This is a genomic window from Streptomyces sp. NPDC015139 (assembly GCF_043079785.1).
In the GTDB taxonomy this organism is placed as follows: domain Bacteria; phylum Actinomycetota; class Actinomycetes; order Streptomycetales; family Streptomycetaceae; genus Streptomyces; species Streptomyces albidocamelliae.
The window spans coordinates 66,471-91,373 of sequence record NZ_JBIBUW010000010.1 but is presented as its reverse complement, the minus strand read 5'-3'; the positions used below and the strand labels follow the sequence as shown (position 1 = coordinate 91,373).

Below are 24,903 nucleotides of genomic sequence, written 5' to 3'. Positions count from 1 at the left end.
CCCCGACGGTTTCCGTTGCGGGGCCGTACGGCTACGCCGTCCGGTCGAGGACGCGCGCCAGGTAGGCCCGCAGCAGCTCCCGGGTCTCGGCGATGATCGCCTCGTCGCCCTGCGGGTCGAGGCGGAAGGCCAGTTGCACGAGGCTGTCCGCGCTCTCGACGGCGACCAGGAAGACGCGGTGCAGCGATGCGTCGGGACTGCGGTCGAGGAAGGCCGAGAGCAGTCCGATGAGGCGGTCGGCGACGCGGGTGTTGGGCTCGGCCTGGCGGGAACCGACCGGGATCTGGTTGCCGAAGTCGACCAGGGAGAAGCCGGGCGCGGTGCGCTTCATGGCCAGGTACTCGTCCAGGACGGCGTCCATGGCGGCCCGCCAGTCCCCCGCGCGGGCCTCCTTCAACCGCTCCACCACCCGCTCGGTGTAGCGCTCCAGGTTGCGCTGGGCGAGGGCGTCGGCCATCTGCCGCTTGTTGCCGAAGAACCGGTAGACCGAGCCGATGGGCACGCCGGCGCGCAGGGCGACCGTGCGGGTGCTCAGGGCGTCGTAGCCGACCTCGTCGAGGAGTTCGGCGCAGGCGTCGAGGATGCGGGTCAGCCGTTCGGCGCTGCGTCGCTGGACCGGCGCGCGGCGGAGGGATGTCGCGTGGGGCACGGGTTTCATGATGCCTCTCCGCCGGGATCCGGTGAACCTCGCCCTCCAGTACGCGGAAAGGTGGCCCGTGCACTCATGTGGCGGGGGTCGGTGTGCCGGTCCCTGCCGACGGCCCGGGCGCGTCCGCCTCCGTGCCGGACACGGTGATGTCGGCGGTGCTCTGCACCGGCTTGCCGTGCACGGCCCACACGGTGCCGTCGTCGGCGTACAGGCGCGCGGTCACGTGGTGCGTGCCGTGCGGGACCAGCCGGCCGGGCAGGTGGTACTCGTGCGCGCGCAGCCGGGCGACCCGCCGGCCGTCGACGAAGAGGTGGGCGAGCCCGCGCCCCGGGGCCGCCTCCGGCCCGGCGCCGGGCGCGGAGCAGTGGAAACGGCGGAAGGTCAGCCGGACCTCCCAGCCGCCGCCGGACTCCGGGGCCACCTCGACGCCGACCTCGGGGGCGTCCTCCTCGGCGACCTCGCGCAGATGACGGCCCCCGCCGTCGGTGCCGTCCAGCACCTTGCCCACCGGTGAGGGCGCCGCCGTACCCCCGTCCGGCCCGCCGGTGCCGCAGCCCGCCGCTGCGCACGCCAGCAGGACGCAGGCCGCGAGCGCGGCGAGCGAGCTGCGCGTCCACGACGTTCTCGTCATGCTCCGGACATTAGGGCAAGGGTCCGTCGACCGGATCCCCCTGAAGTCTGGTTCTCCCCGTCCCCCGCGAGGAGTACGCGGGACCCTCTTGCGCGGATCACCGCGCATTCCTACGGTGATGCATAGGAATCAGGAGCGCAAGGGAGCGAGCATGAGCGGGGACGCGCGGAAGACCGCCGAGGGGCTGTCGTATCTGACCGGGTTCGGCAACGAGCACACCTCGGAGGCGGTGCCGGGCGCCCTGCCCGAGGGCCGCAACTCGCCGCAGCGCGCGCCGCTCGGCCTGTACGCGGAGCAGCTGAGCGGTACGGCCTTCACCGAGCCCCGGGCGCACAACCGCCGTTCCTGGCTGTACCGCATCCGCCCGTCGGCCGCGCATCCCGCGTTCACCCGCACCGGCAACGGGGCGATCCGCACGGCCCCTTTCACCGAGACGGTGCCCGACCCCAACCGGCTGCGCTGGAACCCGCTGCCCGAGCCGCCCGCCGGGACGGACTTCCTCGCCGGGCTGTGGACGCTCGGCGGCAACGGCGACGCCGCGCAGCGCACCGGGATGGCGGTGCACCTGTACCGCGCCGACGCCTCGATGGAGCGGGTCTTCTCGGACGCGGACGGCGAACTGCTGATCGTGCCGGAGCTGGGCGGGCTGCTGCTGCACACCGAGTTCGGCCGGCTGCACGCGGAACCGGGCGACGTGGCGCTGATCCCGCGCGGGGTGCGCTTCCGGGTGGAGCTGCTCGACGAGTCCGCCCGCGGGTACGTGTGCGAGAACTACGGGGCGCCGTTCCAGCTGCCCGACCTCGGGCCGATCGGCGCCAACGGGCTCGCCAACGCCCGGGACTTCCGGGCGCCGGTCGCCGCGTACGAGGACGTCGAGGGCCCCGTCGAGGTGGTGAACAAGTTCTGCGGCAACCTCTGGACGGCCACCTACGACCACTCCCCCCTCGACGTGGTCGCCTGGCACGGCAACCATGTGCCGTACGTCTACGACATGCGCCGTTTCAATGTGATCGGCACCATCTCCTACGACCACCCGGACCCGTCCATCTTCACGGTCCTGACCTCCCCGTCGGACACCCCCGGCCTGGCCGGGGTCGACTTCGTGGTCTTCGCCCCGCGCTGGCTGGTCGGCGAGGACACCTTCCGGCCGCCGTACTTCCACCGGAACGTGATGAGCGAGTACATGGGCCTGATCGAGGGCGCCTACGACGCCAAGGCCGAGGGCTTCGTGCCGGGCGGCGGCTCGCTGCACAACATGATGTCCGCGCACGGCCCGGACCGGGAGACGTTCGACCGGGCGAGCGCGGCCGAGCTGCGGCCGCAGAAGGTCGACGACGGACTGGCGTTCATGTTCGAGACCCGCTGGCCGGTGACCCTCACCTCGCACGCCGCCGGCGCCACGCACCTCCAGCAGCGCTACGACGACGTCTGGCAGGGTCTGGAACGTCACTTCCGCGCCCGCTGACTGGACTGGACGTTCTTCAACAAGTACGGATAGCCGCGTGACCTCCTTCGCTCCGGACTCGATCGTCCTGAACCGCAAGCTGCCGCTCTGGTATCAGGTGTCGCAGTCCCTGCGCGCCTCGATACTCGGCCGCGCGCCCGAGGACCCGCTGCGCCTGCCCACCGAGGAGCGGCTGGCGGAGCACTACGGCGTCAGCGTGCTGACCATGCGGCAGGCGCTGAAGGAACTGGAGGACGAGGGGCTGATCAGCCGGCACCGGCGGCGCGGCACCTTCATCGAGCCCGGGGTCCGGCGCGGGGCCCCGGTCCGGCTCCTGGGCTCGGTGGACGCGATCGTGGCCCAGCAGTCCGGCATGACGACCGAACTGCTGGACCACGGCCGCACACCGGTGCCCGCCGCGTTCGCCGAGTACTTCCCGGACCTCGACGAGGTGGCGACCTACCACCGGCTGCGCAGCGACGAGAAGACCGGCGAGCCGACCAACCACGCCGTCAACCACGTGCGTCCCGAACTGGCGGCGCGCGTCGACCCGGACGACCTGGCCCGCTGGCCGATGACCAAGGTGCTGCGCGACGTCGTGAAGGCGGACATCAGCCGTATCACGGACACCGTGGAGGCCCGGCTCGCCGACCCGGACACCGCGCGCCTGCTGCAAGTGCCCCTGCTCAGCCCGATCCTGCACTACACGGGCGTCACGTACGACGCGGCCGGCCGGGTGCTGGACGTGGCGGTGATCCACTACCGGGGCGACCGCTTCTCGTTCACCGTCACGCTGGAGGCGACCTGATCCCGGGGCCCGCCCAGGCCGTACGATGCCTCGCGTGACGCACGACGACGCTCCGCCGCTGGCGGACCTCATGCCGTGGTCCGTCGCACCGCTGCGGCCGGGCCGCGCCTGGCCGACGGCACCCGACCCGGCCTCCCTGAAGGCCCGCTGGGACGCCCTGCTGAAGGCGGAGGGGCCCGACCGCGAGGCCCTGTTCCAGCCGACCCGCGCCCGTACGCCGCACTCCGCCGTGGGCCAGCTGCCCGGCCAGTCCACCGGCACCCGGCGCCTGGCGCGCGCCGAGGGGCCGTGCGCGGATCCGGTACGGGTGCTGGCGGCGCCCTTCGACGAACAGTGGCTGATCCCGGACCACCGGCTGCTGGACACGGCCCGCCCGGAGCTGTGGCGCGTGACCGACCCGCACCAGGTCTTCGTGGTGGAGACGGGCGACGAGGACGCCCCCCTGCTGGCGACCTCGCTCCTGCCCACGCTGCGCGCCGGCCGGATCCGCCCGCTGTGGCGCCGCCCCGGCGGCACGGAACCGAACCTGGCCCCGGGCCTGCTGGACCACCTGTCCGCCCGGCTCGGCGAGCGCCCCACGGCGCCGGACGTGCTCGCCTGGGTGCTGGCGACGGCCCGGCCGGACCGCACCGTCCCGCTCACCGGCGACCCGGGGCTGTGGGCGTCCGGTGTGGACCTGGGCCGCCGCCTGCTGTGGCTGCTGCGCCGGGACGGCGAGCGCCCCAAGCTGCCCGGCGGGCGCCGCCCCTACGTCCGCGCCCCGCTGCCGAGCCGCCCGCTGACCCTGCACTACGACCGCGACGAGGAGACCCTGCATCTCGACGAGGGCCGCATCGCACCGGTCCCGCCGGCGGCCTGGGACCACGAGGTGGCCGGAGTGCGGGTCCTTCAGGCCTGGTTCACCGCCCGCACCGCCCCGGCCGAACCGGGCACGCTGGCCGCGATCCGCCCGGCGACCTGGCCGCAGACCTGGACCTCGGAGCTGCTGGAGCTGATCACGGTTCTCGCCCTGCTGGCGGAACTCCGGGCCCGGCGGGCCGGCTTCGACGTGCCGTCGGCGGTCACGGCGGCCGACCTGCGGGAAGCGGGCGTCCTGCCTCCGCCGGAGCCGTCCCGCCGCCCCGCCTCCGTCCTGGACCACCACGAGGAGGGCCCGGACGGCCAGTTCGCCCTGCTCTAGCCGGCGGCGCAGGGCGGCCTCCGGGCGCGCGACGTCCCGATGTGGGCGAGGGGCGCGACGATGGGTGCCTCCGGGTCGTTCGGGCCCGCGTCCTCCAGGAACGCCGCGCGCAGCCACTGTCCAGGACGTCGGCGTCCCCGGCCCGGGCGAACCGGTCGGCGCTCCCGTGGTGCCGGGTCACCACCCGAGGGGGGCGTCCACCGCCCGGCCTCCGCGCAGCGCCTCCGCGATGACGTCGAGGTGCCGCCGAGCACGTTCCCGGTCGGTCACACCCCGACCGTCGTCGCGCCGGCCTAGCGCGGCGTGAAGGCGTCCAGGACCCGTTCCAGGGCCCGCTGGAAGACCGCCTCCAGGTCGATCGGGCCCGCGTCCTCCAGGAACGCCGCCGCCATCCTCGGGTACGCGCCGGAGGCGATCCGGCCGCCGAGGTAGGCGATCCGCACCGCGTTCTCCTCGTCCTCCGACCAGGGCAGCGCCCGCACCCGCTCGGCGGTGTCGAGTTCGTTGCGGACGTAGGTCGTGACGATGCCGTTCAGCATCGCGATCAGCTCCAGCTTGGTGCCGTAGGCCGCCTCCAGCGGGTCGAGGCAGGCCAGGCAGTGCTCCAGGTAGCGCAGGGCGTGCGGGCTGAAGCCGTACACCGGGGACATCAGCCGCGGCATCCACGGATGGCGGTGCATCAGCTCCCGTGTCCGGCCCGCCACCCGGAGCATGTCGGCCCGCCAGTCGCCGCTCGGCTCCCACAGGACGTGCTCGGCGCTGACCGCGTCCACCATCAGTTCGTGCAGGTCCTCCTTGCGGGGGACGTAGTTGTACAGCGACATGGTGCCGCAGCCCAGTTCGGCCGCGACATGCCGCATGGACACCGCGTCGAGCCCCTGCGCGTCGGCGATCCGGACGGCCGCCGCCGCGATGTCGTCGCGCGTGTACGCCGGTTTCGGGCCCCGGCCGGTGCGCTCGGGGCGCGCCCAGATCACCTCGGGAACGGCCCCTCGGACTGCCATCGGACATCACCTCGGCCACCATCCTAGTTACGTACACCGTACGTAGTGCGCTATGGTCTCCGCATGACTACTACGTACGCTGTACTCAGTCAGGGTCTGGAGAAGCGCTTCGGTGCTGTGCACGCCTTGCGCGGGCTGGATCTGGCCGTCGCCGAGGGCACGGTCTGCGGTCTGCTCGGACCGAACGGGGCGGGCAAGACGACGGCGGTACGGCTGCTGACCACGCTGCTGCGGCCGGACGCGGGCTCGGCGCGGATCGCGGGGCACGACCTCGTCCGGGAGGCACCGGCCGTGCGCCGCCGGATCGCGGTCACCGGGCAGTACGCGTCCGTCGACGGGGACCTCACGGGCCGGGAGAACCTGCGGCTGTTCGCCCGGCTGCACCGGGTGCGCGGGCCCGCCGCCCGGGCCGACGAACTGCTGGAGCGCTTCGGTCTCACCGAGGCGGCGGACCGCAGGGCGTCGGTCTACTCGGGCGGGATGCGGCGCCGGCTGGACCTCGCCGCGAGCCTGATCCGCCGGCCCGAGGTGCTCTTCCTCGACGAGCCGACCACGGGCCTCGACCCGGCGGGCCGCACCCGGATCCAGGAGGCGGTGCGCGAACTGCGGGCGGACGGCACGACCGTGCTGCTGACCACCCAGTACCTGGAGGAGGCGGACCGGCTCTCCGACACCGTCGCCCTGATGGGCCGGGGGCGGATCGCCCACACCGGTTCGCCCGCCCACCTCAAGGCGCTCGTCGGCTCGTACGCGGAGGCCGTGGTCGCGGACGCGGAGGCGCTGTCGAGGGCGGCGGGCGTCCTCGACCGGCTCACCGGCAGCGCGCCCGTGTTCGACCGCGAGCGGCACGCGGTGGGCGCGGCCACCACCGACATCACCCTGACCCTGCCGCGCCTGGTGCGCGAACTGGACGCGGCGGGCGTGCCGTTGCTGGACGCGAGCCTGCGGCCGCCCACGCTCGACGACGTCTTCCTGCGGCTCACCGGGGAGTCCGCCGACAGCAAGGAGCTCGCCGCATGACCGCGACGGTGTACGACGGACTGGCGATGACGGGCCGGCAGCTGCGCCGGGTCCGCAACAATCCGGGCCTGGCGATCCTGACCCAGCTGATGCCGGTCAACATGCTGCTGTTCTTCGGCTACGTGTTCGGCAGCGCGCTGGCGACGCCCGGCCGCGAGTACCGCTCCTTCCTGGTGCCCGGGCTGCTCGTCGCGACGGCCGCGGGCGGGCTGATGACCGGTATGTTCCAGGCCGCCCAGGACACCCACCGGGGCGTGATGGACCGGTTCCGCACGATGCCGGTGAGCCGGGCCGCCGTACCGCTCGGGCAGGCCGTCGCGGACCTGGTCGTGACCACCGTCGGAACCGTGCCGCTGCTGCTCGTCGGTCTCGCGGTGGGCTGGCGGATCGAGGGGTCCGCGGCCGGGGCGGCCGGCGCCGTGGGGCTGCTGCTGCTCTTCCGGTTCGCCTGCACCTGCGCCGGGATCTTCCTCGGGCTGCTCACCCGCAGCGAGGACGCGGCCGGCCAGCTCGGCGCCGCCTCCTTCGTGCTGCCGCTGCTGTCCGACGCGTACATCCCGACCGGCAACCTGCCCGGCTGGCTGCGCACGCTCGCCGACTGGAACCCGATCAGCGCGGTGACGACGGCCCTGCGGGACCTCTTCGGCAACGCGGCGGTCCCGGCGGACTCCGCCTGGCCGGTGGCGCATCCGGTCGCCGGGTCGCTGCTGTGGAGCCTCGCCCTGACCGCGGTCTTCCTGCCGCTCGCCGTACGCCGGTACGCACGCGGCGAGCGGTGACGGGCTGCTGACAAACGCGCCGGTCACCGGCATGATCCGGGGCATGGACCAGCAGCCCCTGCCCCTGGAGGGCATCACCGTCGTCGCCGTCGAACAGGCCGTGGCCGCACCCTTCGCGACCCGGCAGCTCGCCGATCTGGGCGCCCGGGTCATCAAGGTCGAGCGGGTCGACGGCGGCGACTTCGCGCGCGGCTACGACACGGCGGCCCGCGGTCTCGCCTCGCACTTCGTGTGGTGCAACCGCGGCAAGGAGTCCCTCGCGCTGGACCTGAAGGACCCGCGCGGACTCGCCGTCGTACGGCGGCTGATCGCGGACGCGGACGTGTTCGTGCAGAACCTCGCGCACGGGGCCGCGGCCCGGCTGGGCCTCGACGCGGCCACCCTGTGCGCCGCGCACCCGGGACTCGTCGCGGTCGACATCTCGGGCTACGGCGGCTCGGGGCCGTACGCGGACAAGCGGGCGTACGACATGCTCGTGCAGTGCGAGGCGGGGCTCGTGTCGGTGACCGGGACCCCGGAGCAGCCGGTGAAGGCGGGCGTCCCGGCGGCGGACATCGCCGCCGCCATGTACGCGTTCTCGGGCGTGCTCGCGGCCCTCGTGCGGCGCGGGACGACCGGGCGGGGCGGGCCGGTGGAGGTGTCCATGCTGGAGGCGCTCGCCGAGTGGCTCGGGCATCCGCTGCACCACACGATGCACGGGGGTGAGGCGCCGGCGCGCACCGGGCTCGCGCACGCCGTGATCGCGCCCTACGACGCCTATGCGACGGCGGACGGCGGACGGGTGCTGCTGTCGGTGCAGAACGACCGGGAGTGGTGCCGTCTGGCCGAACAGGTCGTGGGACGACCGGAGTTGGGCACGGACCCCGCCTTCGCGACGAACGCGGCGCGGGTGGCGAACCGGGAGCGGACCGACGAGCTGGTGGCCGGGGCGCTGGGCCTGCTGGACGCGGACGAGGCGCTGGCCCGGCTGGAGAAGGCGGGCATCGCCTGCGCGCGACTGCGGGATCTGCACGAGCTGGCGGAACATCCGCAGCTCGCGGCCCGGGAGCGGTGGCGCGAGGTGGGTTCGCCGGTCGGGCCGCTGAGGGCGCTGCTGCCTCCCATCACGCTGCCGGGCGGGGAGGAGGCGCGGATGGGCGAGGTGCCCGCGCTCGGTCAGCACACCGAGGCGCTGCTGCGTGCCGTGGGAATGACGGACGACGAGATCGCAGCGCTGCGCCGGGACGGCGTGGCGGCCTGAGCGCGGGCAGACAGGACCGGACTCCGGGCGTGCCGGTCCGCTCGGTGCCGGTACTCAGCGAGGGTGCTCGACGGCCGGCCGGTGACCGGCCGGGGGCCCCTCGGGGCGGCTCAGTGGCCGCCGAACAGCGAGCGGCGCAGCCTGCGCAGCGGTGCGAAGAGGGAGACGCGACGGACGCGCCTGACCCGGTCGCTGCGCTCGTGCACGGTGTCACGCGCCGTCAGCTCGCGCATCAGCGACGTCGCCTCGACCGTCTCACGCTGCGGTATGGCGGGTCCGCCCAGCACCGACAGATGGCGGTCGAGGCGCGAACTGGTCGCACTGCTCCCGCACGTGATCGCAGGGACCCTGGCCCTGCTGCGCATCGTTATCTGCTCCATGTCACTCCCCACCCGTACGAGTCCACCCGGCCCGGGCAGGGTAACCCTACCGTCCCGGCGGGGCACGCGGGTATCTCGGCCACAGGATTCACCTTCCCTGCAAGGGGGTTGACCATCCCTCTTTGACTACTCTCCGAATCCGACCGATTTCAGGGTGAGTTGGACAATGGGCTGGCTGGTGGGTCGAGCTGACCCTCCGTCAGGCTCGACGGTTACGGCGAGTGACGTCGAGGATCTGCCGAGCCCCTTCGCCACCAAGGGCGTGTCGCCCGCGAAGAGCCCGAGGGAGCGCGGTTGCACGCGGGGGCGCATGAGCCAGAGCTGGTGCACGCGCCCGCCGGGCGGGGTGCCGTATCCGCTGAGCGTGACGACGGCTTCCCCCTCGGACGCGGAAGCGATCACTCCGATACCGCGTCCCCGTGGATCCGCGCTGCTCGTGACGCGGACGTCGGTGGCGGCGAGAACGTGGGCGATCTCACGTGCCCGGGCCTGCTCGGCGTCGAGCCGGTCCTCGGTGCGGTGCGCCTGGACCGCGAAGAGCGAGGCGACGACGAGGGCCGCGGCGGCGGTGGCCGTCGCGAAGGGCACGAACAGGGGACGCCTGGCCGTCGCACGGGCGCGTCCCGGCGGCGGCTGGACTCCCCATACGTGCGGGGGCAGTCGGGGTGCGCGCTCACGCGTGGGCGCCGCCTGCTCCTGGGGGGTGGCGCGGACGGCGGCCAGCACCCGGTCGCGCAGGGCGGCGGGCGCCGGGGCCGCCGTGGACCAGGCGAGACGCACCGCGTCCTCGGCCAGCTCCCGCACCTCGGCGGCGCAGCGGTCGCAGCCGCGCAGGTGCTTCTCGAAGCGGTGCCGCTCACCCGGTTCCAGGGCGTCGAGCGCGTAGGGCGCGGCCAGGGAGTGCGGGTCGTCACGGCCGAGCAGCCTGCCGAGCACGCTCATGCGGCACCTCCCAGGCACTCGCGCAGCCGGGTGAGTCCGTCGCGCATCCGCGTCTTGACCGTGCCGAGCGGCAGCGACAGCCGCTCCGCCACCTCACGGTAGGTGTAGCCGTCGTAGTAGGCGAGGGTCACCGACTGGCGTTGCAGGGCCGTGAGCCGTTTCAGGCAGCGGCGCACCCATTCGCGTTCCAGACCGGCCTCGACCTCCTCGGCGACCTGGTCGAAGGCGGGCTCCCCGGCCCGCAGCGCCTCCCGCTGCTCGCGTTCGCCGGCCGCGCGGGCGCTGCGCACCCGGTCGACGGCACGGCGGTGGGCGAGCGTGAGGATCCAGGACAGGGCGCTGCCCCGGCCGGGGTCGAACCGGGCGGCGGAGCGCCACAGTTCGAGCAGGACCTCCTGGGCGACCTCCTCGGACTGGGCGGGGTCGCGCACCACCCGTCGTACGAGTCCGTACACCGGCCCGGACACCAGCCCGTACAGCTCCTCGAACGCCCTCTGGTCGCCGCCCGCCACGAGCACCAGCAGATCGTCGGCCGCCATCCGGCCCCCCTCTCCGTGGCCGCAGCCGGCTCTTCCCCGCGCACCGCGCATCCGCACCGCACACACCTCCCCGAGGTGTTACGGATCCGCGGGCCGAAAACGCGGGTGCGAAGTCGTGAAAAGTTTTTCGGCGTCCGACCAAGCCGATCGGCGGTTCCGCTCCGTATACCCGTCCGTCAAAGGCAAGTCGGCACTGAGGACGGACGGCATGACACCTCTCTTCTCCAGGAGCGGCACAGGTCGCAAGGGCCTGGTCACGCTCATCTGCGGTGCGCTGGCCGCCGGGGGGCTCGCAGCCGCCGGCGTCACCGCGCTGGAACCCGGGGCGGCATCCGCCTCCTCCCACCGGGAGGCCCCGCTGATCTCGGGCACCCCGCAGTACGACAACACGGACCTGTACGCGTTCGTCAGCCCCGACAAGCCCGACACGACGACGATCGTGGCCAACTGGATCCCGTTCGAGGAACCGGCGGGCGGGCCGAACTTCTACACGTTCGCGGACGACGCCCAGTACGACATCCACGTCGACAGCAACGGTGACGCGCAGGGTGAGCTGCTGTTCCGCTACACCTTCAAGACGCACACCAAGAACGGCAACACCTTCCTCTACAACACCGGTCCGGTCACCAGCCTCGACGACCCGGACCTCAACATCACGCAGACGTACGACATCGACCTGATCCGGCTGAAGAACCAGCACATGATGTCGAAGACGAAGCTCGCGGACGACGTACCGGTGGCCCCGTCGAACGTCGGCAAGGCATCCATGCCCGACTACGGCAAGCTGCGCGCGCAGGCCGTGTACAAGACGGCCGGCGGCGCGGCCACCTTCGCCGGCCAGGCCGACGACCCCTTCTTCCTGGACCTGCGGGTCTTCGACCTGCTGTACGGCGGGAACCTCACGGAGGTCGGCCGGGACACGCTCAAGGGCTACAACGTCAACTCGATCGCGCTGCAGGTCCCGAACGCGCTGATCCGCGAGTCCGCGAAGCAGCCGATCGTCGGCATCTGGTCCACGACCCAGCGCCGCAACGCGCAGGGCTACTACTCGCAGGTCTCGCGCCTCGGCAACCCGCTGGTCAACGAGGTCGTCAACCCGCAGAAGGACAAGGACAAGTTCAACGCGTCCCAGCCCGCGTACGACGGGCAGTTCCTGAAGAACGTGACCAATCCGGAGCTGCCGAAGCTCATAGAGTCGATCTACAAGATCAAGGCTCCGGCCGAGCCGCGCAACGACCTCGTCGACGTCTTCCTGAAGGGCGTCAAGGGCCTCAACCAGCCGCCGAACGGGAAGCCTTCGGAGCAGCTGCGGCTGAACACGTCGATCAAGCCGGCCATGCATCCCAAGCGGCTCGGTGTGCTGGACGGCGACAACGCGGGCTTCCCGAACGGGCGCCGGCTCACCGACGACGTGATCGACGAGGCGCTCCAGGTCGTCGAGGGTGAACTGGTCGGTTCCAAGAACGACCTGGGTGACGCGGTCGACAAGAACGACAAGTCGTTCGAGAAGTACTTCCCGTACGTCGCCCAGCCGACGGCCGGTTCGCGCGGCAAGCTCGCCAAGGGCACGACCGCGGGTACGGACGTGCGCAGCCAGCTCGGTGACGCCCTCCAGCCGGCCGGCGCGTCCGCGGGCGGGTCCGACGACACCGTGCTGATCGCCGCCTCCGCGGCCTCCGGTGCGGCCGGGATCCTGCTGATCGGCACCGCCTTCGCATGGTGGCGCCGGCGCATGCAGCGCCCGTACTGACCCGCACTCCCCCCATACCGGCGCGGCCCGTGTTCCCTTCCCCCACGGCGGGCCGCGCCTTCCCCTTCCGACACCACCGGGCGACCGAGGAGAGGGCATGGCCCCGCGCAGGAACGACATCGGAGACGCGACGGAAACGGTGACCGCCGGCTCCGGCGCACGCGGGCCCTCCGACGCCCGCCCGGCCGCCGGTGAACCGTCCGGCCCGACCGCCGGTGAACCACCGGCCGGCGAGAACGCGGCTCCCGGCGGCGACGCGCACGACGCCTCCGCCACGGACGGCGGCGAGCCCGTCGGCGGCGCCGAGGACCACCACTGCGCCGGCGCCGATCACGACGCACCCTCCCCCGCGGACACCGGCGAGCCCGCGACCGGCGCCGACGAGCCCGAGGCTCCCGGGCCCGACGACCGTGTGGTCGCCGTCCGGCGGGTGCGCGGTGCCGGGCGCCACTGGCGAGGCGCTCAGCTCGCGGTGTGCGGCGTGCTGCTGGCGGTGGCCATGACCGGTGGGGCGATCGCCCTCGGTACCGACCGGGCGCCCGCGTCGGTGCCGGTCGCCTCCCGTGCCGTGGACCCCGGTGTCCTCGGCGGCGGGAACCTGGACGCGAGCATCGCCGCGCTCCAGGCCCACCTGCGGTCCCAGCCCAGGGACGCCGGCGACTGGGCCACCCTGGGCCTCGCCTACGTCGAGCAGGCGCGGACCAAGGGCGATCCCTCCCGGTACCCGCAGGCGGAGAAGGCACTGCGGCGTTCCCTGTCGCTCGCACCGGACAACGACCAGGCGCTGGCCGGACGCGCCGCTCTCGCCGCGGCCCGGCACGACTTCGAGCACGCCCTGGTCCACTCCGACGAGGCCCTCCGGCAGAACCCGTACAGCGAGCGCGCGCTGTCCTCCCGCGTCGACGCCCTGGTCGAACTCGGCCGGTACGCCGAGGCGTCCGAGGCGGCCACGACGGCCGACGCGCGCAAGCCGGGAGTGCCGGTCTTCACCCGCTACGCCTACGTCCACGAGTTGCGGGGCGACGTGCGGACGGCCCGCCGGGTTCTGAAGCAGGCGCTGTCCGTCGCGAGTTCGCCCGGCGACACGGCGTACGTGGCCGCGCAGCTCGGCCAGCTCGCCTGGAACCAGGGCGACCACAGGACGGCGCTCACCTACTACGCCCGCGCACTCGCCGCGGACGACACCTATCTGCCGGCGCTGGAGGGCCGGGCCCGCGCGCAGGCGGCGACCGGTGACCGCGCGGCGGCCATCAGGGGACTGGAGACGGTGGTCGCGCAGTATCCGCTGCCCGGACCGCTCGTCGAACTGGGCGAGCTGTACGAGGCGCGGGGCGCGGCCGGCGACCGGGCGCGGGCCCGGCGGCAGTACGCCCTCGTGGACGCGTGGATCGCGCTGGCCCGCGCCAACGGCGTCGACGCGGACCTGGACACCGCGCTCGCCGCGGCCGACCACGGCGACCGGAGGGCCGCGCTGCGGGCGGCCCGCGCCGAATGGACCCGCAGGCACACCGTGCACACCGCGGACGCCCTCGCCTGGGCCCTGCACGTCAACGGCCTCGACGAGGAGGCCCTGCCGTACGCCCGCCGGGCCGGCGCCACCGGTTACCGCAACGCCGCCTTCCTCTACCACCGCGGCATGATCGAGCTGGCCACGGGCCATCGGACGGCCGGCCGCGCCTCGCTGAACGCGGCCCTGAAGCTGAACCCCGGCTTCTCACCGCTGGGCGCCGAGCGGGCCCGCAAGGCCCTGGAGGCCGCCCGGTGAAACCGCGTCTGCTGTTCGTCCTGCTCGCCGTCTGCGCCCTCGGGCTCCTGCCGGCCGGCACCGCGAGCGCCCATCCCCTCGGCAACTTCACGGTCAACCGCTACGACGGCCTGGTCGCCGCTCCCGGCCGGCTCCGCGTCGACCACGTGGAGGACCTGGCCGAGATCCCGGCCACCCAGGCCGCCCCGGACCTGAAGCGGCTGGGCCTGGCCGGCTGGGCCCGGCAGCGGTGCGCCCGGGCCGCCGAGGGCAGCCGGCTCACCGTCGGCGGGCGGCCGGCCACGCTCACGGCCGGTCGGAGCACGGCACGGCTGCGTCCCGGTCAGGCCGGTCTGCACACCCTCCGCGTGGAGTGCCGGCTGACCGCCCCGCTCCCCCGCGGCCGCACCGTCGCCCTCGGCTTCCACGGCGCGGGCGCGGACGGCGGACCCGGCTGGCGCGAGATCACCGCGCGCGGCGACCGCATGACGCTCACCGCGACGGACGTGCCGAAGGCGTCGGTCTCCCACGAACTGACGACGTACCCGAAGGACCTGCTGTCCTCGCCCGCCGACACCACCGGCGCCTCGCTGCGGGTGCGCCCCGGCGGCCCGGCGCTCACCGGGGAACGGCAGGACACCCCGGGCGCCGGGGTGCTGCCCCGGGGTGCCGACTGCTTCACCCGGGCCCTGGACGACCTGGTGGCCCGCCATGACCTCACCGTCGGTTTCGCCGCGCTCGCCCTGCTCATCGCGGTCGTCCTGGGCGCGATGCACGCGCTCGCCCCGGGCCACGGCAAGACGCTGATGGCCGCGACGGCGGCGGCGCGCGGGGGCCGGGCCCGGCTGCGGGACGTACTGCCCCTGGCCGCCTCGGTCACCGTGACCCACACCCTCGGCGTCGTCGCGCTGGGCCTGCTCGTCACGGCCGGTTCCGCCGCCACGCCCTCGGTGATCGCCTGGCTGGGCATCGCCAGCGGCGTTCTGGTGCTCGTGGCCGGCGTCAACCTCGTACGCCGGGCCTGGCACAGCCGGGCACACACCCACCCGCGTCCCGAGGCGCACTCCCACGAGGCCGCCGGGGAACGCCCGTTGGCACTGGTCGGCGCGCACCCGGAGGCCGCGGGTGCGGGACACCACCACGGCCACGACGGACACACCCACCGGCACGGGCACCACGACCACCATCACGACCACGACCACGACGGCGGGCATCACCACCACGGCGGTGTGGTGCACACCCACGGCGGTCACACGCACAGCCACCCCACCGCGCCCACCCTGCGCGGCACGATCCTGCTCGGGTTCGCCGGTGGGCTGGTGCCCAGCCCGTCCGCCGTGGTGGTGCTGGTCGGCGCCGCGGCGCTCGGCAAGGCCTGGTTCGGGCTGCTGCTCGTCGTCGCGTACGGGGCCGGGCTCGCGCTGACGCTCAGCGCGGCGGGGTTCGCCGTCGTACGGCTCGGTGCCGGCGCCACCCGGGTACTGGACCGGCGCCCCCGCTGGACGGCCCACCCGCTGACCGCCCTCGTCCGCCGGACCCTGCCCCTCGTCTCCGCGTCGGTGGTGCTGGCCCTGGGTATCGGATTGGTGCTCAAGGGGGCCGCATCCGCGCTCGGCTGAGCTACTTTTGTGGAGAATTCGCGCGAGATGCCTTGGGGGGCGCCCGTGTCCGAAGAGCCGGGCCGTGAACGTGTGATCGCGGACCGCTACCGCCTGCTGTCCCCGCTGGGCGAGGGCGGCATGGGAACGGTGTGGCGCGCCCGTGACGAGGCGCTGCACCGGGAGGTGGCCGTCAAGGAGGTGCGGGCCCCGGCCGGGCTGCCGGCCTCGGACGTGGAGCGGATGTACGCCCGTCTGGAGCGTGAGGCGTGGGCGGCGGCCAGGGTCGCGAACCGCAACGTGGTCACCGTGTACGACGTGGCGATGGAGGCGGGCCGGCCCTGGATCGTGATGGAGCTGGTGCGCGGCCTGTCCCTCGCCGACCAGTTGGAGGCGGAGGGTCCGATGGCGCCGCAGCGGGCCGCGCACATCGGGGCCGAGGTCCTCTCGGCGCTGCGCGGCGCGCACGCGGCCGGGGTGCTGCACCGTGACGTGAAGCCGGCCAACGTGCTGCTGGCCAACGACGGCCGGGTGGTCCTCACCGACTTCGGGATCGCCACGGTCGAGGGCACGTCCGCGCTGACGATGACCGGCGAGGTGATCGGCTCGCCCGAGTTCCTCGCTCCGGAGCGTGCGCTGGGGCGCACGCCGGGGCCGGAGTCGGACCTGTGGTCGCTGGGCGTGCTGCTGTACGCCGCCGTGGAAGGCGTCACCCCGTTCCGGCAGGACACCCCGCTGAGCACCCTGCGGGCGGTGGTGGACGAGGAGTTGCCGCCGGCCCGCCGGGCGGGTCCGCTCGCGCCCGTGATCGCCGGGCTGCTGCGCAAGGACCCGGCCGGGAGGCTGTCCGCGGAGCAGGCCGAGCGGGAGTTGCGGCTGGTGGCGGCGGGCGGCACGTCCCGGACGGAGACGGCGGCCGTCGTGTCGCCGTACGCCCCGACGACGGTGTCCCGGTCGCCGCAGCCCTCGGGCACCCCGCCGATGCCGCTGCCCACCGGGTATCCGGACCCCGCGACCACGGCCGCGCAGCCGGACACGGGGAGCGGGCGGAACCGCCGTGCCGCGCTCGTCCTGGTCGCCGGCGTCCTCGCGGTCGTCCTGGCACTGGCGGGACTGACGTACGCGCTGCTGCACCAGGGCGGTGACGGCGACGGCGGGAAGGACACCGCGAGCAGCGGCCGGGCGAGCGGCACCGCGCACTCCCCCGCCGCCACCGGCAGCACCGACGCGGACACGGCGGCACCGGCGCCGCCCACGCGCGGCAGCGCGTCGGCTAGCAGCCGGCCGGCCCAGTCCGTCCACGTCACCCTGACCGGTACGGACACGACGTACTCCGGGCCCTGTCCGCCGCCGTCGGCCGGCACGCCGGCGTTCACGGCGACGTTCACGGTGGGGCGGCTGCCCGCCGACGTGGAGTACCGGTGGGTGCCGGCGCACGGTTCGGTGTCGGACCCGGGGTGGCGGACACTGTCCTTCGCGGAGGGCGCCGGCCGGACCAAGCAGGTGCGGGTGACGGTCACGGCGTACCCCGAAGGGGGTGGGACGGTCGAGAACGAGATCAGCGTGGAGGTGCGCTCTCCGGTGCGGACGACCTCGAACTCCGTGCCGTTCTCGGTGACCTGCACCCCGACGGAGACCCCGTCGGACGGGGCCTCCGCATCCGCCTCGGGCTCGCCGGCAAGTTCACCCTGAGGGGCGAGCCCGAACGGGTCACGCGTTGTTCGTGAGCACCGGCAGGTAGCCGCCGGACTGGCCGGCCGCGGTGGGGTGGTAGGACTCGCCGATGTTGAGCCAGTTGACGCTGTGCAGCCAGGAGTTGCTCGAGCAGATCTCGTGACCGGAGAACGTGGTGCGGACGTCACCGAAGACGAAGCTGTGGGCGGCGACGCGGGCCTTGATGGTGGTGTTGAGGAAGTCGGACGCGTCGTTGATCGCGGACCTCTTGGTCTCGGAGAGGCCGAGGCAGGACTGGCCGAGCAGGTAGAAGCGGGGGTAGCCGATGACGACCACCCGGGCGGACGGGGCCTTGGCGCTGATCGTGTTGTAGACGGTGTCCAGCTTGCCGGGAAGCGTGTTGGCGACGTACGCCCTGGCCGTGTTGATCTTGGAGATGCAGGCGCTGTCGGACTGGAGCACACAGGTCGTCATGACGTCGGCGAAGCCGGCGTCGTTGCCGCCGATGGTGAGGGACACCAGCGAGGTGGAGGAGTTCAGCGAGCCGAGCTGGCCCGCGAGCACGTCGTCCGTCTTGGCGCCCGAGCAGGCGTTGAAGGCGAACGACGACGGGCCGTGGGCGGCGTTCCACAGGTACGGGTACGCCTTGGTGCTGCGGTCACAACTGCCGCTGGAGCTGATGTAGCTGCCGGATCCCACCCCGGAGGAGTAGGAGTCGCCGAGGGCCACGTAGCCACCGGCGGCGGTCGTGGACGCCTGCGCCGAAGCGGCCCCGGTGAGACCGAGGCCGGCGGCGAGGAGGAGCGAGGTCACGAATCCGGTAAGTCGGGAACGTCTCATGGAACCTCCCTTTAGCAGCATCTCTGCCACAACTGTCGTAGCAACTACGCGTGTTGACGGGAAGTGTCCATGCCAAGACTTTTGGGGTCTCAACAGGATCAACGCGAAACGTTCACTGCTCATCTGTTGCACATGCCTGGACCGTGCGTTGACGGGCCGTCAGCGGGCGCCACCGGCCGTACCGGTGGCACCGGAGGGCGCCGGGCAGCTCTCCGGGAACACCCGGAACAGTTCTGGAACACCCGGAACAAGCGGCGGAAATGCCGTGCGCGGAGGGCATCCGTGCCGGATCATGGCGGCATGTCTGCGAACCCACACGACGCTCTGCCGATCCGGCTCCACGTCGACGACTCCGACTCGCCGTCCGACGTCGTCGACGCGCTGTTCCTCGGCCGCTTCGCGACGGGCGAGCAGCCGTACTCGCACGCGGCGAACATCGACCGCGTGCGTTCCGGCGCGACCCTGGTGCCGGACGGCGCCCGTGTGCTGCGGGTCGCCCGCGACGACGACCGCAGCGCGACCCTCGCCGAGGGCGACGGCTGGACCCTGCTGGTGTCGCGCTGGAACCGGGGTGCGGACGTCACGGTCACCGCGACCAGCGCCGAACTGGCGAAGCGGATCCTCGACCAGGCCACGGACGGCGCGGCCGACGAGCCCGAACCGCAGCCGGAGAACGTGACGATGGGGTTCTGGTACGTCTCGCCGAGGCGCGGCCCGCACCGCACCACCCGGCAGATCTCGGCGGGCACCTGGGACGAGGTCCGGCCCAACTACACCGCGCCGGTGGCGGACGCGATGGACCGTCTGATGAAGACGACCCCGGAGGACATCGCCGGGCGGCTGCTCCTGCTGCACGGACCGCCCGGCACCGGGAAGACCTCGGCCCTGCGCACCCTGGCCCGCTCCTGGCGGGACTGGTGCCAGGTCGACTGCGTGCTCGACCCGGAGCGGCTCTTCTCCGACGTCGGCTATCTGATGGACATCGCGATCGGCGAGGACGACGGCGCCGGCAAGGGCCGCTGGCGGCTCCTGCTGCTGGAGGACTGCGACGAGCTGATCCGCGGCGAGGCCCGGCACACGGCGGGCCAGGCGCTGTCCCGGCTGCTGAACCTCACCGACGGGCTGCTCGGCCAGGGCCGCAACGTCCTGGTGGGCGTCACCACCAACGAGGACCTGGAGCGGCTGCACCCGGCGGTGGTCCGCCCCGGCCGCTGTCTGGCCCGCATCGAGGTGGGCCCGCTGACCCGCGGCGAGGCGGTGAACTGGCTGGGCACGGAGGAGGGTGTCGGCCGGGAGGGGGCGACCCTCGCCGAGCTGTACGCGCTGCGCAGGGGCACGACGCCGACGTCGGTGCCGGGCGCCCGTGAAGGGGCGGACGCGGGCCTGTACCTGTAGTGCTTTGATGGTGCCATGACCTTGTTCGTCGGCACCTCCGGGTGGCAGTACAAGGACTGGCGGGACCTCGTCTATCCGGCCGGGGTCCCGACGCGGCTGTGGCTGGAGGAGTACACCCGGCTGTTCGCGACGGTGGAGATCAACAACGCCTTCTACCGGCTGCCGACGCGCGAGAACTTCGAGGCGTGGCGCGAGCGGGTGCCCCTGGACTTCGTGGTCGCGGTCAAGGCCAGCCGCTACCTCACCCACATCAAGCGGCTGAAGGATCCCGGGGAGCCGGTGGAGCGGCTGATGAGCCACGCGGCGGGGCTCGGCGACCGGCTGGGCCCGGTCCTCCTCCAGCTCCCGCCCACCCTGCGTGCCGACCCGGCCCTGCTGGACGCCTGCCTGGCCTGCTTCCCGGCCGGTACGCGGGTCGCGGTCGAGCCGCGCCACGACTCGTGGTGGACGCCGGAGGTACGCGCGGTGCTGGAGTCCCGGGGCGCGGCCCTGTGCTGGGCTGACGTCCTGGCCCGCCCGGTCGCCCCGCTGTGGCGCACCACCGGCTGGGGCTACGTCCGTTTCCACCAGGGCCGCGCCCAGCCGTGGCCGCGCTACGGCCGACGGTCGCTGGAGACGTGGGTGGACCGGATCGCGACGACGTTCGGCGGCACGGAGGACGTGTACGCGTACTTCAACAACGACCCGGGGGGCGCGGCGGTCCGGGACGCGGTGGTCTTCGGCCGGGCGGCGGGCCGGGCGGGCCTGACGGTGACACGGTTTCCGGAGCCGGCGCGGCACCGGTGACCGCCGTGCGGCCGGGTGCCGGAGCCGCCCCGGCCGTATCCGCGGTGCCCGGCTACTCGCCGTAGGCCGCGCGCAGGGCGTCGCGGACCGCGGCCAGGGCCTCGTCCTCGCCCAGGCCCAGCCGCCGCACCCGCTCCGCGTACGCCTGTGCGGCCGACGACGCCTCACGCTCGGCGGCCGAGCCGGCGGCGGCCACGAACGTGCCGTTGCGCCCCCGCGTCTCGATCACCCCGTCGCCCTCCAGGGCCCGGTACGCCTTGGCCACCGTGTTCACCGCGAGCCCCAGGGACTCGGCGAGCCCGCGCACGGTCGGCAGCCGGTACCCCACCGGGAGAGACCCGGACCGCGCCTGCTCGGAGATCTGCGCCCGTACCTGCTCGTAGGGGGGCGCGCTGTCGTCGATGCGGATCTTCAGGCTCACGGGGCGATTGTCCCGCACCCGCCGGAAAATCAGAGGCACCGGGGGATGTCCGCCGCGTACGGTGCCTGCCCATGACCGTGATCGTGCGCGACCTCCGCCCCGAAGTCCCGGCCGACACCGAGGGCTTCGCCCGGGTGCGGCGGCTCGCCCTGCCGTACATCCTGTTCACCTCGGAATCGGTCCGCCACAACGCCGTCCACGTCCCGCCGGAGGCCCGGTACCGCCCGCTGGTCGCGGAGGAGGACGGCGAGGTGATCGGTACGGCCCAGGTCCACCTGGCCCACGACAGCCCCGAGCCGGGCCAGGGCCTGGTGAACATCTACGTACGGCCCGACCGGACCGGCCGTGGCGCGGGCGGGCTGCTGCTGCGCGCGGCCGAGGAACACCTCACCGCCGAGGGTGCCACCCGGCTGCTCACCTGGGTCCTCGACGAGCCGGCCCACCGCGCCTTCGCGGAGCGGCACGGCTATCGCGGCAGCCGCTCCTCCCACTTCCTCCGCCTCGACCTGGCGGGCGCCGCCCTCCCGGCGCTCCCGGAGACCCCGGCGGGTGTCGAGCTGCGTACGGCCGCGGACTTCGCGGACGACCCGCGCCCGCTGTTCGAGCTGGACGCGGAGACGATGCGGGACGAGCCCGGAGACATCGACTTCGAGTACACCGACTACGACGCCTGGATCGAGCAGTACTGGAAGCATCCGCTGCTGGACCGCGACCTGACGGTGGCCGCGTGCGTCGACGGCCGCCCGGTCGCCTTCAGCGTGGCCTACACCGACGGCGGCGGCCGCTACTCCACGGCGATGACCGGCACCGCCCGCGCCCACCGCGGCCGCGGCCTGGCCAAGCTCGCCAAGACCCACTCCCTGCACCGGGCCCGTGCCGCCGGCGTCACCGAGGCGTTCACCGGGAACGACGCGGGGAACGACCCGATGATCGCGATCAACAAGTGGCTCGGGTACGAGATCTGCGCCACGGAGGTGCGCCATGTCCGTGAACTCGGCTGATCCGGCTGTCCGTCTGGAGGTCGTCCTGGTCAAGGCGGGCCGTACGAAGATCCGTTACCCGGCCGACGCGCTCGGGGACGACGGCACCCGGATCGCGGTGCGGGCGCCCTGGGCGGGTTCCGGCGTCCGCGACTTCGGCTTCGTGCGGTTCGAGCCGGGCGACGTCTTCACCGAGTACTACTGGCGCGACCGCTGGTACTCGGTGAAGGAGGTGCGTGCCGCGGACGGCTCCCTCAAGGGCTGGTACTGCGACATCACCCGGCCCGCGGTCGTCTCCGGCGGCGAACTGGTCGTGGAGGACCTCGACCTGGACCTGTGGCGGTCCGCCGACGGCGCGGACGTGCGGCGGCTGGACGAGGACGAGTTCGCCGAGAGCGGTCTGGCGGAGCGGGACCCGGAGGCCGCGTCGGCCGCCCTCGCCGCCCTCGGCGAGCTGGAGGCGCTGGCCCGTGAGGGCGGCTTCGAGGAACTGCTCGCCTGACGTCCCCGGTCACCGGGCGTGCTCACACGGTGGCGATCAGGGCGTACCGCTCGTCGTCCACGTCCTTGCCCCACAGCAGCGGGTCGCCGGACAGCCGCTCCACGCGCAGGGCGGCCGTCAGCGGCTCCAGCAGGGCGGTGAGCCGCCCGGCGGACAGGCCGACGGGGTGCAGGGTGCCCCAGACGCCCTCGACCAGCACGAAGCGGCCTCCGGGCCGCAGCAGGTCCCGCCAGTGCCGCAGGACCCGGGCCGGGTCCGGCAGCGTCCACAGCACATGGCGTACGAGGATCACGTCGAAGCGCCGCTCCCCCACCGGCGGGTCGGCGGCCTCTCCGCGCAGCACCACCGCGTCGTGGCCGGCCAGCTTGGCCCGGGCCCGCTCGACCATCGCCGGGGACAGGTCGACGGCCGTCACCCGGTGTCCCTGGCCGGCCGCGAGGAGCGACATGCTGCCGGTGCCGCAGCCGAGGTCGAGGAGTTCGGCCGGGTCCTCGGGCAGCCAGGCGCGGAGCCGGTCCGACCAGGCCGCGCGGACCTCGGGGTCGCGCAGGCCGTGGTCCGGCTCGTCGTCGAACGCGGCGGCCCGGGCATCCCAGTCCACGTTGGGGGCATCCGCAACCGTGCGTCCACTCTCGCTCGTCATCCCCGGAGAGTGACACACAGCACTGACAACGCGGACGTGACAGCCGCCACTGACAGACCGGCACCGATGAGGAACTCTCGCCAAAAGCGTCTATCTCCGTGACATCGCGGAACCCGGTAGGCACTGAAGGAGGCAGCCATGCGCCGCTCGATCGTGCAGAAGCCCCTGAAGAGGACGGACACCCGCCGGATCCGCGAAGAGGCCGAGGAGCGCCCCGCGGGGCGCCCCGAAGTGCGCAAGGACATCGCGCGCACCTGGTGGCCCGACGGCTGACGCCGTCCGGGGCCCTCAGCCCAGCAGCTTGCGGTAGTGGATCCGGTCGTAGGGGCCGTCGACGCGGCGTTCCACGAGTTCGTACCCGTACTTCGGGTAGATCCTCCGGTTCTCCCACATCATCGCGTTCGTGTAGAGCCTGATCTCACCGAGCCCCAGCTCACGCGCGCGCGTCTCCACGAAGCGCAGCAGCCGCCGCCCCACGCCCGTGCCGTGGGCGGCGGGATGGACGGCGACGCTGTCCAGGAAGAGGTGGTCGGCGAACTCCTCGACCACCACCAGCCCGACGACGGGGTCCGCGGTGACGAACACCCGGCCGGCGGCCACGTCCGCCTCATGGTCCGCCTCCATGGGCCGGGGCACCACGCCGATGCGCTCGATGTAGGGGCGGTAGGCCGCGTCCGTCACCGCGCGCACGGCGGGTACGTCGGCGGCGCGGGCCGGCCGGACCCCCTCGTTCTCCTGGTCGTCCATGCCGCGCACGGTAGCTACCTGAGCGCAGTCTGAGCACCCCCTTAAGAGGACCATAAGGATCTCCTCCACCCGCCTCCAGCAGGCGATTCCACGGTCCTTCGGGGCTAGTTTCGGATCACCCCACGGGATCCACCCCGCCCCCACGGACCGTTCGGAGGAGTTCCGCATGCCCGCTCGCGCCCGCCGCAAGGCCGCCGCCGTCGCCGTACTCGGTACGGCGCCGCTCGCCCTGACCGCGCTCGCCGCCGCCCCCGCGTCCGCGCACGGCTCGATGGGCGACCCGGTCAGCCGGGTCTCGCAGTGCTACGCGGAGGGACCGGAGAGCCCGAAGTCGGCCGCGTGCAGGGCGGCCGTGACGGCCGGCGGCGCCCAGGCCCTGTACGACTGGAACGGCATCCGGATCGGCGACGCCAACGGCCGGCACCAGCGGCTGATCCCGGACGGCAGGCTGTGCAGCGCGGGCAACGCCGAGTTCAAGGGCCTCGACCTGGCCCGCGCCGACTGGCCGGCGACGAGCGTGCACGGCGGGTCGTACACCTTCAAGTACCGGGTGACCGCGCCGCACAAGGGGACCTTCAAGGTCTATCTGACCAAGCCCGGTTACGACCCCGCGAAGCCGCTGGCCTGGTCCGCGCTGGATCTGGAGCACCCGGTGGCGACGGTCACCGACCCCACCGCCTCGGGCGGCTTCTACACCTTCTCCGGCAGGCTTCCCGAGCGGTCCGGACGGCAGTTGCTGTACGCGGTCTGGCAGCGCTCGGACAGCCCGGAGGCGTTCTACTCCTGCTCGGACGTGGACTTCGGCGGAGGCACCGGCGGCACCGGGAGCACGGGGAGCGGCGGCGGTACGGGGAGCACCGAAGACACCGGCTCCGGCTCCGGCGGCACGGAGAGCACCGGATCCGCCGGGTCCACCCCGGCTCCGGTCGCCTCCGCGCCGTCCGACGAGCAGGTCGCGGCCGGCGAGGACAGGTCGACGGTCGAGCACCACGGTCACGGCGACGACGACGCGAGCACCTCCGCGGAGCCCGCCGCCGCGCCCAACCGACCGAAGGCCGACGGGAGTTCGGAGAACCTCGCCGAGACCGGCGCGTCCACCGGCACCTCGTACGCGGCCGTCGGCGGCGCGGCCGCGCTGGCGCTCGGTTCGGCGGCGCTGTTCCTGTCGGTGCGGCGGCGCGCCGCGGGCGGCCGCCGCGGGTGAGGG

Annotated in this window: 26 protein-coding genes; 16 read left to right on the top strand and 10 right to left on the bottom strand. The window is 73.6% G+C overall.

Going from position 1 to position 24,903, the window contains the following annotated elements:
- Positions 1–31 precede the first annotated feature (31 nt).
- Together ACF08B_RS25835 and ACF08B_RS25830 are read right to left on the bottom strand one after the other, a co-directional pair.
- Complete coding sequence (locus tag ACF08B_RS25835) at positions 32–658, bottom strand: TetR family transcriptional regulator (protein ID WP_392319614.1); 627 nt, start codon at positions 656–658, stop codon at positions 32–34.
- 64 nt (positions 659–722) lie between these two features.
- Entirely contained in the window at positions 723–1,280 is a 558-nt protein-coding gene (locus ACF08B_RS25830; RefSeq protein WP_392319613.1) for a hypothetical protein, read from the bottom strand.
- Positions 1,281–1,431: 151 nt separating this feature from the next.
- Here ACF08B_RS25830 and hmgA point away from each other — a divergent pair, with 151 nt between their 5' ends.
- The 3 genes from hmgA to ACF08B_RS25815 are packed head-to-tail and all read left to right on the top strand — an operon-like array spanning position 1,432 to position 4,712.
- On the top strand, positions 1,432–2,745 hold the full coding sequence (gene hmgA, locus ACF08B_RS25825) for a homogentisate 1,2-dioxygenase (RefSeq protein WP_392319612.1): 1,314 nt from the start codon (positions 1,432–1,434) through the stop codon (positions 2,743–2,745).
- Between the two features lie 37 nt (positions 2,746–2,782).
- Complete coding sequence (locus ACF08B_RS25820) at positions 2,783–3,532, top strand: GntR family transcriptional regulator (protein ID WP_093478934.1); 750 nt, start codon at positions 2,783–2,785, stop codon at positions 3,530–3,532.
- Between the two features lie 25 nt (positions 3,533–3,557).
- Positions 3,558–4,712, top strand: a complete 1,155-nt coding sequence (locus ACF08B_RS25815) for a type ISP restriction/modification enzyme (protein ID WP_392319611.1) — start codon at positions 3,558–3,560, stop codon at positions 4,710–4,712.
- Positions 4,713–5,005: 293 nt separating this feature from the next.
- On the opposite strand, the gene ACF08B_RS25810 is transcribed toward ACF08B_RS25815, so the two are convergent.
- Positions 5,006–5,716 (bottom strand): TetR/AcrR family transcriptional regulator, encoded by a 711-nt coding sequence (locus tag ACF08B_RS25810; protein ID WP_093695858.1) that lies wholly within the window; start codon positions 5,714–5,716, stop codon positions 5,006–5,008.
- A 63-nt stretch (positions 5,717–5,779) separates the two neighbouring features.
- Between ACF08B_RS25810 and ACF08B_RS25805 the strand changes: the two genes are divergently transcribed.
- The 3 genes from ACF08B_RS25805 to ACF08B_RS25795 are packed head-to-tail and all read left to right on the top strand — an operon-like array spanning position 5,780 to position 8,755.
- A complete protein-coding gene (locus ACF08B_RS25805; protein WP_392319610.1) occupies positions 5,780–6,736 on the top strand; it encodes an ATP-binding cassette domain-containing protein in 957 nt (318 codons plus the stop codon).
- Positions 6,733–7,515: an ABC transporter permease gene (locus ACF08B_RS25800; RefSeq protein ID WP_392319609.1), complete on the top strand. Its 783-nt coding sequence runs from the start codon at positions 6,733–6,735 to the stop codon at positions 7,513–7,515. Before ACF08B_RS25805 ends, ACF08B_RS25800 begins: the two co-directional genes overlap by 4 nt.
- A gap of 43 nt (positions 7,516–7,558) precedes the next feature.
- Positions 7,559–8,755 (top strand): CaiB/BaiF CoA transferase family protein, encoded by a 1,197-nt coding sequence (locus ACF08B_RS25795; protein ID WP_392319608.1) that lies wholly within the window; start codon positions 7,559–7,561, stop codon positions 8,753–8,755.
- 110 nt (positions 8,756–8,865) lie between these two features.
- Here the strand turns inward: ACF08B_RS25795 and ACF08B_RS25790 are convergent, their stop codons facing one another.
- The 3 genes from ACF08B_RS25790 to ACF08B_RS25780 all read right to left on the bottom strand — a co-directional run bounded on the left by ACF08B_RS25790 (position 8,866) and on the right by ACF08B_RS25780 (position 10,616).
- Positions 8,866–9,135 (bottom strand): hypothetical protein, encoded by a 270-nt coding sequence (locus ACF08B_RS25790; RefSeq protein ID WP_392319607.1) that lies wholly within the window; start codon positions 9,133–9,135, stop codon positions 8,866–8,868.
- Positions 9,136–9,261: 126 nt separating this feature from the next.
- Positions 9,262–10,077, bottom strand: coding sequence for an anti-sigma factor domain-containing protein (locus tag ACF08B_RS25785; RefSeq protein WP_392319606.1), 816 nt, complete (start codon positions 10,075–10,077; stop codon positions 9,262–9,264).
- Entirely contained in the window at positions 10,074–10,616 is a 543-nt protein-coding gene (locus tag ACF08B_RS25780) for a sigma-70 family RNA polymerase sigma factor (RefSeq protein WP_093478920.1), read from the bottom strand. The genes ACF08B_RS25785 and ACF08B_RS25780 overlap by 4 nt, the downstream gene beginning before the upstream one ends.
- Positions 10,617–10,824: 208 nt before the next feature.
- Here ACF08B_RS25780 and ACF08B_RS25775 point away from each other — a divergent pair, with 208 nt between their 5' ends.
- From ACF08B_RS25775 to ACF08B_RS25760, 4 genes are all read left to right on the top strand, one after another.
- On the top strand, positions 10,825–12,366 hold the full coding sequence (locus tag ACF08B_RS25775; RefSeq protein WP_392319605.1) for a DUF4331 domain-containing protein: 1,542 nt from the start codon (positions 10,825–10,827) through the stop codon (positions 12,364–12,366).
- 97 nt (positions 12,367–12,463) lie between these two features.
- Complete coding sequence (locus ACF08B_RS25770) at positions 12,464–14,131, top strand: hypothetical protein (RefSeq protein WP_392319604.1); 1,668 nt, start codon at positions 12,464–12,466, stop codon at positions 14,129–14,131.
- Positions 14,128–15,729, top strand: a complete 1,602-nt coding sequence (locus tag ACF08B_RS25765; RefSeq protein ID WP_392319603.1) for a nickel transporter — start codon at positions 14,128–14,130, stop codon at positions 15,727–15,729. Before ACF08B_RS25770 ends, ACF08B_RS25765 begins: the two co-directional genes overlap by 4 nt.
- A 27-nt stretch (positions 15,730–15,756) precedes the next feature.
- On the top strand, positions 15,757–17,400 hold the full coding sequence (locus ACF08B_RS25760) for a serine/threonine-protein kinase (protein WP_392319602.1): 1,644 nt from the start codon (positions 15,757–15,759) through the stop codon (positions 17,398–17,400).
- 18 nt (positions 17,401–17,418) lie between these two features.
- On the opposite strand, the gene ACF08B_RS25755 is transcribed toward ACF08B_RS25760, so the two are convergent.
- Positions 17,419–18,222, bottom strand: a complete 804-nt coding sequence (locus tag ACF08B_RS25755) for an SGNH/GDSL hydrolase family protein (RefSeq protein ID WP_392319601.1) — start codon at positions 18,220–18,222, stop codon at positions 17,419–17,421.
- Positions 18,223–18,522: 300 nt separating this feature from the next.
- Here ACF08B_RS25755 and ACF08B_RS25750 point away from each other — a divergent pair, with 300 nt between their 5' ends.
- Together ACF08B_RS25750 and ACF08B_RS25745 are read left to right on the top strand one after the other, a co-directional pair.
- A complete protein-coding gene (locus ACF08B_RS25750) occupies positions 18,523–19,617 on the top strand; it encodes a DUF5925 domain-containing protein (protein ID WP_073899882.1) in 1,095 nt (364 codons plus the stop codon).
- Between the two features lie 15 nt (positions 19,618–19,632).
- Positions 19,633–20,403 (top strand): DUF72 domain-containing protein, encoded by a 771-nt coding sequence (locus ACF08B_RS25745; protein WP_392319600.1) that lies wholly within the window; start codon positions 19,633–19,635, stop codon positions 20,401–20,403.
- 52 nt (positions 20,404–20,455) lie between these two features.
- Here the strand turns inward: ACF08B_RS25745 and ACF08B_RS25740 are convergent, their stop codons facing one another.
- The gene (locus ACF08B_RS25740) at positions 20,456–20,824 is read right to left on the bottom strand and encodes a GntR family transcriptional regulator (RefSeq protein ID WP_073899886.1); all 369 of its coding nucleotides are present in this window, start codon (positions 20,822–20,824) and stop codon (positions 20,456–20,458) included.
- 71 nt (positions 20,825–20,895) lie between these two features.
- Here ACF08B_RS25740 and ACF08B_RS25735 point away from each other — a divergent pair, with 71 nt between their 5' ends.
- Both ACF08B_RS25735 and ACF08B_RS25730 read left to right on the top strand, forming a co-directional pair.
- A complete protein-coding gene (locus ACF08B_RS25735; RefSeq protein ID WP_392319599.1) occupies positions 20,896–21,825 on the top strand; it encodes a GNAT family N-acetyltransferase in 930 nt (309 codons plus the stop codon).
- Positions 21,806–22,306 carry a DUF402 domain-containing protein gene (locus ACF08B_RS25730; protein WP_392319598.1) on the top strand — a complete coding sequence of 167 codons (501 nt, stop codon included), beginning with the start codon at positions 21,806–21,808 and terminating at the stop codon, positions 22,304–22,306. The genes ACF08B_RS25735 and ACF08B_RS25730 overlap by 20 nt, the downstream gene beginning before the upstream one ends.
- Before the next feature lie 22 nt (positions 22,307–22,328).
- Here ACF08B_RS25730 and ACF08B_RS25725 read toward each other — a convergent pair whose 3' ends face one another.
- On the bottom strand, positions 22,329–22,949 hold the full coding sequence (locus ACF08B_RS25725) for a class I SAM-dependent methyltransferase (RefSeq protein ID WP_392319597.1): 621 nt from the start codon (positions 22,947–22,949) through the stop codon (positions 22,329–22,331).
- Between the two features lie 138 nt (positions 22,950–23,087).
- Between ACF08B_RS25725 and ACF08B_RS25720 the strand changes: the two genes are divergently transcribed.
- Positions 23,088–23,222, top strand: a complete 135-nt coding sequence (locus tag ACF08B_RS25720) for a hypothetical protein (protein ID WP_093478905.1) — start codon at positions 23,088–23,090, stop codon at positions 23,220–23,222.
- Positions 23,223–23,237: 15 nt separating this feature from the next.
- On the opposite strand, the gene ACF08B_RS25715 is transcribed toward ACF08B_RS25720, so the two are convergent.
- Positions 23,238–23,696, bottom strand: a complete 459-nt coding sequence (locus ACF08B_RS25715) for a GNAT family N-acetyltransferase (protein WP_392319596.1) — start codon at positions 23,694–23,696, stop codon at positions 23,238–23,240.
- A 166-nt stretch (positions 23,697–23,862) separates the two neighbouring features.
- On the opposite strand from ACF08B_RS25715, the gene ACF08B_RS25710 reads away from it, so the two are divergent.
- On the top strand, positions 23,863–24,900 hold the full coding sequence (locus tag ACF08B_RS25710; RefSeq protein ID WP_392319595.1) for a lytic polysaccharide monooxygenase: 1,038 nt from the start codon (positions 23,863–23,865) through the stop codon (positions 24,898–24,900).
- Positions 24,901–24,903 lie beyond the last annotated feature (3 nt).